The organism is Bacillus sp. m3-13 (assembly GCF_000175075.1).
Classification (GTDB): domain Bacteria; phylum Bacillota; class Bacilli; order Bacillales; family Bacillaceae_I; genus Sutcliffiella_A; species Sutcliffiella_A horikoshii_C.
The window spans coordinates 71459-83752 of sequence record NZ_ACPC01000045.1; the positions used below are offsets into that span (position 1 = coordinate 71459).

The following is a 12294-nucleotide window of genomic DNA, read 5'->3' on the forward strand; positions in this document are numbered from 1 at the left end:
TTAATTGTTTAATAATATCGCTTACGGAATCCTTCTTCCATCAAGTACTGCTTTGCTTCATTATAGGAAGGAAATGTTCCATCTAAATTTTTGCCAGCATACACATTCCACATATCGTCTTCTTGAACCACATGTAAAGAGTGTCCTTCATCATTTGCCCAACGTTCTTCCTCAAATGCTTCTGTTTCAAGGTCTGTCTCCACTTCATAGTCTCGTCCTAGTAACTCAATGGACTTATTGATCAGTTCACGCAGTTCTTCTTCACCAAACTCACGAATATTTACCATGCCTTTATCGTCAGTCTTATAGCCTTTGACTCCTTTGGCATAAACAAACCCATTGCCATTTGGATGCAAGTGATAGACTACATTTTTCTTATCGCTTTGACTATCTTCATATTGGAAGTTTACCCGTTTAAGAGATACGTCTTTTCTTGTGAGTTGCGGGAATGATTCTATAATTTCAAGCTTTTGTTCAAAAGTTAGCATATTGCCTCCATGTTATGTATAGATTCTTTTCGATACATTATAGCATTTGCATTGATTGAAGGAAAGGAACGTTGGTTTAGGTTTGGAGAATTTTTGTGGATGGGAAAATTTGAAATAACACCGGGTAGCTTACCAGCCACCCGGTTAATCAGTTGCTTAAACAATATTATTAAAATGTATGTGCTTTATCTTTCGCACGCGCAATCGCGTCCGCTTTAATTTCATCTGCTTTATCAGGCATTGCTGCATGACCTTCTACAAACAACCCTTCAAAAGATGGCACCCCGAAGAATTGCATAAGCACAGTTAAGTAGCGATGTCCCATTTCCATGCCGGCCGCTGGACCTTCTGAATAAATGCCTCCGCGAGCCTGGATATGGATTGCTTTCTTGTCAGTCAATAATCCAACTGGACCTTCAGCTGTGTACTTGAACGTTTTACCTGCAACAGCTACTGAATCTAAATATGCTTTCATTACAGGTGGGAAAGAGAAGTTCCAAAGTGGTGTTACAAACACATACTTATCAGCTCCGATAAACTGTTCTGTTAACTCGGACAGACGGCTAACTTTTCCCTTCTCTTCTTCAGAAAGCTCTTCAAATCCTTTGCCTGTTTGCAATTTACCCCAACCGCTGAAAACATCTGCATCAATATGCGGAATATGTTCTTTGTAAAGATCGACATGAACTATTTCATCTGATGGGTTCGCCTCTTTGTATGTGTCAATAAAAGCCTTTCCTACTGCCATGCTGTAGGATAGTGTGTCATCATGTGGATGTGCAGTGATGTATAAAACTTTAGCCATGTTGTATCTTTCCTCTCTTGTTTGAATTAGTTTTTTTTAGTGTGCTACCAAAAGGCATAACTTACCAACTATCTTGAATTAAATTATTATTAATTCGAGATAATAATATTGAATCTTAAGCTATTTTGCAAGTAAATTGCTCACACGAAAAAAAAAGACCTGACATTAATCCCTGTCAAATCTTTTGGAAAAGCTTTTATTCTTCATTATGTAGGATATAGGGATTACCACCGATATTCTTTCTCATATCGTCAGTTAGTACAAATGACTCATTCAAATCTCCGGTTACTTTTTCTTTTATATCAGCTTGAACACTGCCATCATAATGATTTGGCTTTCCTTCCATTTACAACACCCCCTACAATAGTATGGTTAGTTTACACAACTATTGTACTATTTTATTCTAGGTTTTGATAGATGGTTTTGGGATAAAAAGAAAAATAAACCATTATTTCTAATTATTTTCTGGAACGATTTAAGAAAGAGCAACTGCTTTACACAGTTGCTCTTTTATACTTGTATTACTCACCTTTTTGCACCCTTATTTTCTCCATAAAATCTTGGACCTTTTCTTCATCTTGGAGTGTCTTTTCCAAAACTTCTTGCTTCCATAAAGTTTGATCTTTTGCAAACTCATTTACGTCTCGTCCATATAAATCTTCCATTTGGGATCTAGTTATTGTATATTTTCTATTTTCTCCATAATAATCAATATCGAATGTCACATAGTCTCCATTTGTGAAAAATGTAAAATATGCGGTAGCATTAAACGTGATGGTCAATGGAAGGTTGGAAACATGAAATACTTCTTTCTCAAAACCTTTAGCGGACGTCTCTTCTGTCACTTTATAGTGCATGTGGATTCCCATTGGCTGTTCTTCGTCTGTTTGAAGTTCCATTCCATTCGCATAGTGTTTACCAGGCAAAACTTGACCGTGATATTTGCCGAGCACACTATTGTTGCCAATATATGCCTTGTCAGCATCTATTTGGTCATACACCTCGATAGATTCTAAGTAAGAAACATAATTCTCATAATATTTCTCCTCCGGCGCAGAGGATCTTGGAGCTTCCCCTTCGTTACCTGTGAATAGGATAAAGGAGAATAATGCTATTGCAAGGATACTGACCGTCAACAATGCTGCCGATTTTAATTTCGGCAACCATTCTACACGCGCCGCTCCTTCGTTATGGTCCATTATGGCTTGATGTAAAACATCCTTCGTTTCTTCTCTTAGTTTTGGCTTGGGCAATGTTTGAAGCTTTTTATCCAATTCTTTACTCAACTACATTCCCTCCCAACTTTTTTTGCAGGGCTGATTTTGCACGATGGAGCGTGGAACGAACCTTATTTTCATTCCAGCCCAGGGCCGCTGCGGTTTCTTGTACAGATAACTCTTTAATACTTCTCATGATGAGCACTTCCTGATAAGATTCCTTTAAACTCCGGATCGCGTTTAATAATTTCTTTTGTTCTTCTGAGACAAAGAATAATTGCTCCGGTGTATCTTTTCCCGTGCTCTCAGGAACTGTTCCACTTTCAACCTGCAACAGCCATTTCCATTTATCGCGTTTCTTTTTTCTGTGGGCATCAATAGCAATATTCCTTGCAATGCTATAAAGCCATGTTTTGGGTGAAGCTTCCCCTTTATAGCGATCCAGGCTTTTCAATGCACGGATAAACACTTCCTGTACTAAATCCTCTACATCATGATGCTTGGAATTTAATCGGTAAAATAGAAATTGATAAATATCATCACTATATAAATAAAACCATTCCGAAATGACTTGTTTATTGGACATCCTTTTCCCCCGTTTTTTGCAGTCTCTATATGTATAGACGAATCCTTTTTCATTTTATCGCAGTTTAAATAGAAAAAGAGCCCTTCCTTATTACCAGGAACGGCCCTTACTTATGTGACAAATCTATTTAGTAGGTTTCTTTTATAAAAGTAGGCAATCAACAATAAGAACTTTGAAGGCAATTTTCTTGGGAATATCTTCTTTTTGTAAAATTTATAATAACCCCGTTTTAAATCATCCCATTGATTGCACTGTTTAACCTGTTCGAAACGCACAACATCAATGAGTTTCACATTTCCATCTATGGTGATCAGTATATTATGAAGATGGATATCTGAGGGATTAAGCCCTCTGCTCTTTGCTAATAAAATCGCATGATCTACTTCATTCAACACTTTTTCATCAATACGTTTTCCCATCACTAAACATTCAAAAAGGGTGAACCCTTCAATATAATCAATAACAATATAGTTTTCTCCTGAGGCATGCATCACAGGGAAATAAGTAATGCCCTCTAACTTTTTATATATCTTCGCTTCTCTCTTGGCTAGATGTTCAAAGGGAGGATAGAACACTTTCAGCACTCTTTTTGTATTATGAAGCTTAAAAACATACGCACTTCGTCCAGATCCAGCTATAGTTAATTGCTTGTCATTGAAAGATTCTACTACAACGTTTTTATTAGTTCTCTTAAAAACAACAGATTCTGCAAGCTGCTGATATGTTGTGTCTCTTTCTGCAGTTCCCCTCATCTGGCATCCCCTACTCTCCTTAAAACATTAAGAACCTAATTCCTCCAATAGGTTCATCATAGTCGTCACTTCATTTATTAATGTGTATAGCTCCGAATCTTGCAGCTTTTCTAGCGCCACTTCCCCGTCCACCATAGCATTTTCAATAACATCTTTTATTGCTTGATTTTTATCTACAATCTGCTGATGAACGCTTTCTGCTATAGCTGGTGCGTCCGTGTTATTAAACTCTTCTATTTCCACAAGCATTTCATTTAATCTTGTTTCCAATTCTTCCTTGGCATTGGCATCTGCAGCTGCTTCTTGGATCATTTGTGGTGCTTCCGCTCCAAAATCCTTCCAAGTATCAATATGCTCTGTTGCTTCATTGACATATTCCAATGAACTATTGACTTCTTCCAAAACAGAACAACCGCTTAATAGAATAGATGATAACAAAGTAAATGTAATGATAATTTTACGCATATAAATTCCTCCTATTTCTTCATTCGTTTTTTTACTTCTTTCATTACAACCGGCAAGACCTTTTTCTTTGCCAGGGTCACTCCCTTTTTCAACACTAATGCTTTAATAAATTTCTTAATCATCGATATGACCTCCTTATTTTTTTATCCAAAAGAAAAAGACCTTTCACCATAATGGCGAAAGGTCTCTGAATATTCTACAGACCTTTGCCAGACTAATGAAGCTGACAAAGGTCTCGCTAACAACGTATTGTTGCCAACAAAGCCGAGGACATCGTGTCCCGTAATGACGACTTTGCTGAAAAGCTACTCCCCTTTGGGATAAACATAATTTTATTACTTTCATTCTAGCCCATTAGGCTGAAAACGTCAACTTTACAAAGAGTTTGTAAAGGTTACGTAAAGGTTATATTATTTTTTTTGAGATACTACTAGGTATGATATATTAATATCGAATCAAAAGACAATGTAAAGTAAAGAAGGTGATCAACATGAAGAAACCAAACAAATTAATGTCATTAATAGAGATCTTAATTGTATCAACAAGACTAGGGCTGACTTCTTTCGGTGGACCAGTAGCCCATCTCGGGTACTTTCATACCGAATATGTACGACGTAGAAAATGGATGGATGAAAAAAGTTACGCCGACCTTGTAGCCTTATGCCAGTTTTTGCCTGGACCTGCGAGCAGCCAGGTCGGAATAGGTATAGGCGTGATGCGAGCAGGAGTTCTTGGGGGCATTGTTTCCTTTTTAGGATTCACGTTACCATCAGTTTTAGCATTAATTATTTTTGCTATCATCTTACAGGGGTTTGACGTAGGTAATGCCGGATGGATTCATGGATTGAAGATTGTCGCGGTAGCTGTTGTCGCTCATGCCATAATAGGAATGGCGAACAATCTGACCCCAGATTTAAAAAGAAAAGCAATCGCATTATTTGCACTAGTCATTACATTATTGTGGCAAACCGCATTTTCCCAAGTTGGAGTAATCCTCGTAGCGGCGATCATTGGCTTTATCTTGTTTAAACAAACCATCACAGCAGATGACTCTCGTATGGAGTTTCCAATTTCCAAGCGCCTTGCGGTAATCTGTTTGACATTATTTTTCGGGCTGCTTATTTTGTTGCCTATTTTAAGAGAAGCGACTTCGTTGAACTGGGTGGCACTATTTGACAGCTTCTACCGTTCAGGATCCTTAGTTTTCGGTGGAGGGCATGTAGTACTTCCTTTACTAGAGCGCGAATTTGTACCAACGGGCTGGATTAGTGAAGAAGCATTTCTAGCGGGTTATGGTGCTGCCCAAGCAGTCCCAGGTCCATTATTTACATTCGCCGCTTATATCGGTGCTGTCATTGACGGCTGGAAGGGAGGACTGTTAGCAACATTCGCTATCTTCCTTCCAGCGTTTCTATTAATTCTTGGTACACTACCATTTTGGGATTCTTTGAGACGTAATTCCAAAGTGAAAGCAGCATTAATGGGAGTTAATGCTGCTGTTGTTGGAATTTTGATTTCCGCTTTCTACTTCCCAATTTGGACAAGTTCGATCTTAGCACCAATTGATTTTGCTTTTGCAGCTATTTTGTTCAGTATGCTTGTCTATTGGAAGCTTCCACCCTGGGTGATTGTATTAACAGGTGCCATTGGTGGAACTTTGATGGGATTGTTTCTATAACTAATAGGGAAATTCTTGTCTATGAGGACAATGTTTGGTGGTTTTCACTTCTAGTGGGAGTCATTGATCTCGTATGAGGACAATGTTTCCTTATTTTCTCCTCCTCCGGGCGTCATTGCTCGCCTATGAGGACAATGTTTGATCAATATTGAAGCCGCAGGGAGTCATACACCACCATTATACAAGCCAAGCCTAAACAACCGACCTCTCACACGAGAAGTCGGTTGTTTTATTACCAGTAGCGGCTTTGCCAGTTAACGATTGATAGACTCATATGCCCCTCCTTGAGTATTTCCCTTTTATCGCATCTGCCACCATCCATCCACTCAAGCTGCTCCCTAATGAACCTGCTCCTGGAAAAACGGTATCTCCACAAAACCATAGCCCATCCACGCGTGAGTTCGGAGAGTAACTACTAAATAAACTATATTTTCCCGAAGGAATATAACCGCCTACCTTTCCGTGAGCGCGTTGGGTATAACGCTTAAAAGTCACTGGAGTTCCCGCCATTTTCACATCAATATTGGAAGAAAAATTCGAAAATCTCTTATCAATAGAATCAATGATTCTCTCCATGTATTCTTCTTTTCTACTTTCATACGATTCCCTCTCCCACCACTTGTTGACATTGGTGTGAGTGGAAATAGTAATGGACGTTTTTCCCTTTGGTGCGAACTTCGTATCCCCCTCTTGTGACATGGAAAATAAGAATTGATTACCTTCTGCTAAAGGGGATTCATAGGAGGAGATGAACTGGTGAAATGGGATGGAACTCGTTTCTGGCATCATAAACGAAGGCTCTGCTCCAATATAGAGAGTAAAGGCACCCCAAGCTTCCCTACTACTTTCTTTTTGTTCTTTAATAGGAAGGCTTTTATGCAACTCAGGCTCTAGCAAAGAAAATATATTATGAATTGGAGCATTCAAAATAACCTGTCTAGTTCTGAATACTTGCCCACGTTTCGTCATAACTGTCCAGACTTCCCCCTGTTTGGCTATACTGACAACTTTATGACGCAGGCGTAGTTCCCCTCCTGAGGCTCTATAGTTTTCCGCCAATGCATGAATGATGGATGCGAGTCCACCCTCTACGTAAAAAGCGCCCTTATGAAAAATACTTAATGCCATATAACCTAACAAAGAAGGACTAAATGCTGCCGTCGTCTGAACACTATCCATGAGCTGACCATTGATAAACGTCATAAACGGTTTGTTTTTCGTCAAACCATGTTTAGATAGCCGGTCTTGTACGGATTGAGTTAAATATGGAGCCAATCCTAGAAGTTTTAAATCCAAACTTCTTAATAACGCAAAGGATTCTGAAATAGTAACTGGTGGAAAGATAGCTCGTTTCTCTACAAATTTCCGCAATATGTCGGCTACATTAAATACTTCTTCAAAAAATGCATGAATACGGTCTTGATCGCACTCAAATTTATCCATGACTTCTTTAAACCATTTCTCTTTTTCCGAGAAATAAGTAACTGTACGGTCAGGAAGATACACATTCATTATTTCATCAAGCTTTCTCATTAGCGGAATCGGTATTTCTAGCTCTCCAAAGAGTCTTTTTAACATTCCACCCTCTTCAAAACCCATGCCAACTGTCGCGCCTGCACTGAACCGGTATCCTTCACGGTCAAATTTGCCCGCACACCCACCAAGCTCACTTGCAGATTCAAGTGTCAAAACATCGGAACCTGATTTTGCAAGGAGGGCTGCCGCAGTAATTCCACCAAAACCAGTTCCGATAACGATTGCGTCTTTAAGCATGCTGTTCCCTTCTTTCTTACATGGTAGTTCCTATTATATACAATGGGTACAAAGTCTCTAACGTTTGATGTGTTTGAAACTTTAATTAGAAAAAGTGATGAGATACCCCATCACTTTTTCATCCATTTTACATCGCAACTCTTTTTTTCAGCAATCCGACCATTACCGCTGTCACAGCAGCTCCGATCATGATTGCCAACACATACATGAATATACCTCCGGTCACAATCGGAATAACAAAGATTCCACCATGAGGCGCAGGGAGTCCTATTCCAAATAACATGGCAAGCGCACCGGCAACTGCTGAACCTACGACTGCAGAAGGGATGACGCGTAACGGATCCGCTGCCGCAAACGGGATGGCACCCTCTGTGATAAAGGAAGCTCCCATGATATAACATGTTTTTCCTGCTTCCCGCTCTTGCTTGTTGAATTTACTCTTAAAGATGGTTGTAGCAAGTGCCAATCCAAGTGGAGGCACCATACCTGCTGCCATGATCGCTGCATGCGGTGCATAGTTTCCTGCATCAATCATCGCAATACCGAATGTGAATGCTGCTTTGTTGATAGGACCACCCATATCTATGGCCATCATAGCACCTAATATGACTCCTAATATAACCAAATTCCCTGCGCCAAAGCCACCTAGCCAAGACGTCAATCCTTGATTAAACGCTTTTAGGGGAATTACCAATTGGATCATGATCATTCCTGTTAAAAAGATACCGAATAGCGGATACAGCAGGACAGGTTTAATCCCTTCAAGAGATGCTGGCAACCCACTGAAAACTTTCTTTAAACCTAGAACGAGATATCCTGCAAGGAAACCGGCAATGAGACCACCCAAGAAACCAGCTTCACCCGTATATGCAATCAATCCACCAACCATTCCTGCAGCAAATCCAGGACGGTCCGCAATACTCATGGCAATGAATCCAGCAAGCACAGGAATCATTAAGTAAAAGGCATTTCCGCCTCCAATAGTCATAAGAGCTTCCGCAAACCAATGATAGCTAGGATCATTTGGGTCTGATGCATTGATTCCAAACATGAAGGAAATCGCAATCAGGATACCACCACCTACAACAAACGGTAGCATATTGGAAACACCGCTCATCAGATGTTTATAGAACCCGGAACGACCTTTTTTTCCTTCCGAGTTTGAAGCGCCAGTTCCTGTAAAGGTTTCACCTTCTCCTCGGCTTGCTTTAGTCAAAAGTTCTTCTGGTTTACGGATCGCTTGAGCAACAGGAACCTGAATGATCTTTTTGCCATGAAAACGTTCCATCTCCACTTGCTTATCGGCAGCGACGATGATCCCGGATGCTTTTTCTATGTCTTCTTGAGTGAGTTCATTTTTCACACCACTCGAACCATTCGTTTCCACTTTTAAAGTGAAACCTAAATCTTTTGCTTTTTGCTTGAGCGCATCTGCAGCCATATAGGTGTGTGCGATTCCAGTAGGGCAGGCAGTGACAGCGAGAATCAAGCCTGCATGATCGGAAGAAGGTACTTCCTTATTTTCCTCTTCATATAATTCCTTTTCCTTCTTATCTATGAGACTGATAATCTCTTCTTTTGTAGATGCATTTAACAAGGCAGTACGGAATTCCATGTCCATCAGCATCGAAGACAAACGAGATAAGGTTTCTAAGTGTTCATTGTTGGCTCCTTCACTAGCCGCGATCATGAAAAACAGCTGACTCGGCTGACCGTCCAATGACTCGTAATCCACTCCATCCTTTGCAACACCGAAGGCAATGGCAGGTGTCTTCACCGCATTCGTTTTCGCATGCGGAATTGCTATCCCCTCTCCAATTCCAGTCGTACTCTGGGCTTCCCTTGCAAGGATGGCTTCTTCATACTTCTTTTTGTCTGCTAGCTTGCCGGCACGATCAAGTGATTCAATCAATTCCCTAATAACCTCAGGTTTTGTGCCTGATCTCAATTGCAACGTAACCGTGTCTTTCGTCAAGAGATCTGTAATCTTCATAACTCTCTCCCCTTCAAAGTTTTTCTAAGTGTACTTGCTCCAATAAGTGATTTACATCAACCTTTTGACAAAGGTCATAAGAAAATGCTGTTGCACTGCCCGATGCGATTCCATATCGCAAAGCCTCTTCAATATTGTTTGAATTTACAAATCCCGCCAGGAAACCTGCGACCAAGGAATCCCCTGCACCAACAGAGTTCCTTACTTCTCCTTTAGGTGCTTTTGCAAAATAAACTCCAGATTCTGTGTACAGAATGGCCCCTTCTCCTGCCATGGATACGACAACATTCTGTACTCCTTGTTCATGAATTTTTCCTGCGTAATGGATGACATCATCTATCGATTGGATATTGATACTAAACAAATCACCAAGTTCATGGTGGTTCGGTTTAATGAAAAAAGGTTTATAAGACAGTAACGCTTTTAACGTTGATCCTCCAGTATCAAGCACCACTTTAGCATCGTGCTCCTGACACTTCAGAATGAGAGTTTCATAAATGTTGGAGGGAACTGTGCCAGGCACGCTTCCTGCCAGCACAACAATATCCTCACTGGTAAGATGGTTTAGCTGCTGAAGCAATCTCTTTACCGCATCATCATCTACCAACGGGCCGGTCCCGTTGATCTCCGTTTCCTTAACCGCCTTTAGCTTCACATTTATACGGGAATGCCCATCAACTTCCAGAAGCCTGACCGCCACTTGTTCCTCTATCAGCTTTTCTTTAATAAAATTCCCGGTAAAGCCTGCCGCATAGCCGAGTGCTATTGTATCTGCCCCAAGTCTTTTCAATACCCTCGAAACATTAATCCCTTTACCTCCAGGGTAATATCTTGTTTCGCTTGCCCGGTTTACGGTCCCTTCTTGAAACGACTCCACTTCCATCACATAATCTATGGAAGGATTCAATGTAATTGTATAAATCATGACATCACCTCTATCACGATTGTACTTTCTCTATAAGCAGCTGCAATCGACTCATCCAAATGATCTATTAAAAGTGCAGCCGAATGAAGCGGTGCAATTTTTGCAAAAGTCACTTCTTTGATTTTGGAGGAGTCGGCAAGTATAAAAGCTTCGTTAGCAAGCTTGATTGCCAGACTTTTCACACTTGCTTCCTCTGGGTCTGGAGTCGTATAACCACTTTTTAAATGGACACCGTTAGCTCCAATAAATGCTTTATCGAAATTATAGTCAAGTAAAGACTGGTTAGCTTTACTCCCGATGATGGCCCCCGTCTTATTCTTCATGAATCCACCCACGATATAAGTGGTGACTCCTCTTTCCATCAATGATTGAATATGTGCAAAACCATTGGTGACAACGGTAACCTGCTTGTTTTCAAGGTATGGAATCATTTGAAAAGTAGTTGTTCCGGCGTCAAGGAAAATGCAATCTCCATCTTTCACAAGCTCTGCAGCCTTTTTGGCTATCTTGTTTTTTTTCATGAAGGTTTATGGAAGCCTTTTCAAGTATGCTTCGCTCCTCCGTCTTTTGATAAACTTTTGCAGCTCCCCCATGCACCCTTTTCAATTTGTTCGCTTCTTCAAGCTGACTTAGATCTCTACGTATGGTTGATTCCGATGCGCCTGTTGCATCCACAAAGTCCTGAAGCTTCACTACATCTTGTTTTTGAACTAATTCAAGTATTTTCTGCTGTCTTTCTGGTGTTAACATGCAAATCACCTTCTCCTGGTTCGTTAATATGTATTTTCATTGTAATGTAAGCTCTTACAAAAATCAATCATTATCAATCAAAAATAATCACTATCAGTCAAAATCAATCAACAATATCTCCATCCTGATTAACCCCGATATCGCTTTTGCTGTGGGTATTGGTGTAGCAGTCAATTAAAATACTTATAATTGTTGTTCATGTTATAATGAACTGGATATCTTCTAGAATAAACAATAAGTATTCTGTTTGTTTTGGTTGAGATCAAAATACGTATTTAGAGGTGAGACCAATTCCTGCTTTTACCCCCCAAAACCTAGAGAGTATCACGGAAGGGCATGTCTACTATCGTTTTAAAGAGATAGACGTCTATCTAGACCATTTACTATCATTTATAGACTCAGGCATTAACAATAAAGAAAATATACTTATTATTGAAAGTATGAAAAACCTCCCAAAAATAAAAGATACAATAAAGCAGCGATACAGCGAAGATCAGCAATCCGCCATAAGAATCGTCAATAATTTTGATTATTATTTTTCAGGTGGAGATTTTAATACCAAGACAATATTGGGGCATTTCGAAAAAGATGTTACTATATTGAAAAAAAACAATCGCTCCATCCGTACCTGGGCTCATGTAGAGTGGGCATCAGACGAGCCGGATGCTGAGCAGCTTCAGGAATACGAAATTACTTCAGATGACTTTGTTGTTAGAGAAGGTATGCTTTCAGTTTGCGCATACTCCTGCAATTCTTTGTCACCTGTCCTGCATTCGGCATTGGAACAAGTTCATAAATATGTAATGACCGATGATGATTTTTACACCTCGGAATCATATAAAAAACCTTGAGGGAACCGAAC

At 40.0% G+C, this 12294-nt stretch carries 12 protein-coding genes and 1 pseudogene; 2 read left to right on the top strand and 11 right to left on the bottom strand.

Annotated features, from left to right (window positions below; all coding sequences use genetic code 11):
• Positions 1-8: 8 nt before the first annotated feature.
• The 7 genes from M313_RS0118360 to M313_RS0118390 all read right to left on the bottom strand — a co-directional run bounded on the left by M313_RS0118360 (position 9) and on the right by M313_RS0118390 (position 4313).
• On the bottom strand, positions 9-488 hold the full coding sequence (locus tag M313_RS0118360; protein ID WP_010198618.1) for a hypothetical protein: 480 nt from the start codon (positions 486-488) through the stop codon (positions 9-11).
• Positions 489-657: 169 nt separating this feature from the next.
• Positions 658-1293 (bottom strand): FMN-dependent NADH-azoreductase, encoded by a 636-nt coding sequence (locus M313_RS0118365; RefSeq protein ID WP_010198619.1) that lies wholly within the window; start codon positions 1291-1293, stop codon positions 658-660.
• A gap of 196 nt (positions 1294-1489) precedes the next feature.
• Positions 1490-1639: a hypothetical protein gene (locus M313_RS26185; RefSeq protein WP_010198621.1), complete on the bottom strand. Its 150-nt coding sequence runs from the start codon at positions 1637-1639 to the stop codon at positions 1490-1492.
• A 175-nt stretch (positions 1640-1814) separates the two neighbouring features.
• On the bottom strand, positions 1815-2579 hold the full coding sequence (locus M313_RS0118375) for a DUF4825 domain-containing protein (protein WP_010198622.1): 765 nt from the start codon (positions 2577-2579) through the stop codon (positions 1815-1817).
• Positions 2572-3096 carry an RNA polymerase sigma factor gene (locus M313_RS0118380; RefSeq protein WP_010198627.1) on the bottom strand — a complete coding sequence of 175 codons (525 nt, stop codon included), beginning with the start codon at positions 3094-3096 and terminating at the stop codon, positions 2572-2574. Before M313_RS0118380 ends, M313_RS0118375 begins: the two co-directional genes overlap by 8 nt.
• A gap of 110 nt (positions 3097-3206) precedes the next feature.
• A complete protein-coding gene (locus M313_RS0118385) occupies positions 3207-3848 on the bottom strand; it encodes a serine/threonine protein kinase (RefSeq protein WP_010198630.1) in 642 nt (213 codons plus the stop codon).
• 27 nt (positions 3849-3875) lie between these two features.
• The gene (locus M313_RS0118390; RefSeq protein WP_010198633.1) at positions 3876-4313 is read right to left on the bottom strand and encodes a DUF6376 family protein; all 438 of its coding nucleotides are present in this window, start codon (positions 4311-4313) and stop codon (positions 3876-3878) included.
• Positions 4314-4803: 490 nt separating this feature from the next.
• On the opposite strand from M313_RS0118390, the gene M313_RS0118400 reads away from it, so the two are divergent.
• Entirely contained in the window at positions 4804-5991 is a 1188-nt protein-coding gene (locus M313_RS0118400) for a chromate transporter (RefSeq protein WP_010198639.1), read from the top strand.
• Positions 5992-6261: 270 nt separating this feature from the next.
• Here M313_RS0118400 and M313_RS0118405 read toward each other — a convergent pair whose 3' ends face one another.
• The 4 genes and pseudogenes from M313_RS0118405 to M313_RS24040 all read right to left on the bottom strand — a co-directional run bounded on the left by M313_RS0118405 (position 6262) and on the right by M313_RS24040 (position 11432).
• Positions 6262-7764 carry a phytoene desaturase family protein gene (locus M313_RS0118405; RefSeq protein WP_010198641.1) on the bottom strand — a complete coding sequence of 501 codons (1503 nt, stop codon included), beginning with the start codon at positions 7762-7764 and terminating at the stop codon, positions 6262-6264.
• 127 nt (positions 7765-7891) lie between these two features.
• A complete protein-coding gene (locus M313_RS0118410) occupies positions 7892-9757 on the bottom strand; it encodes a PTS fructose transporter subunit IIABC (protein ID WP_010198644.1) in 1866 nt (621 codons plus the stop codon).
• Between the two features lie 13 nt (positions 9758-9770).
• Positions 9771-10682, bottom strand: a complete 912-nt coding sequence (gene pfkB / locus M313_RS0118415) for a 1-phosphofructokinase (RefSeq protein WP_010198647.1) — start codon at positions 10680-10682, stop codon at positions 9771-9773.
• A pseudogene (locus tag M313_RS24040) lies at positions 10679-11432 on the bottom strand (DeoR/GlpR family DNA-binding transcription regulator). The gene pfkB and the pseudogene M313_RS24040 overlap by 4 nt, the downstream one beginning before the upstream one ends.
• A gap of 281 nt (positions 11433-11713) precedes the next feature.
• Here M313_RS24040 and M313_RS0118425 point away from each other — a divergent pair.
• Positions 11714-12283, top strand: coding sequence for an MEDS domain-containing protein (locus M313_RS0118425; RefSeq protein ID WP_010198653.1), 570 nt, complete (start codon positions 11714-11716; stop codon positions 12281-12283).
• Positions 12284-12294 lie beyond the last annotated feature (11 nt).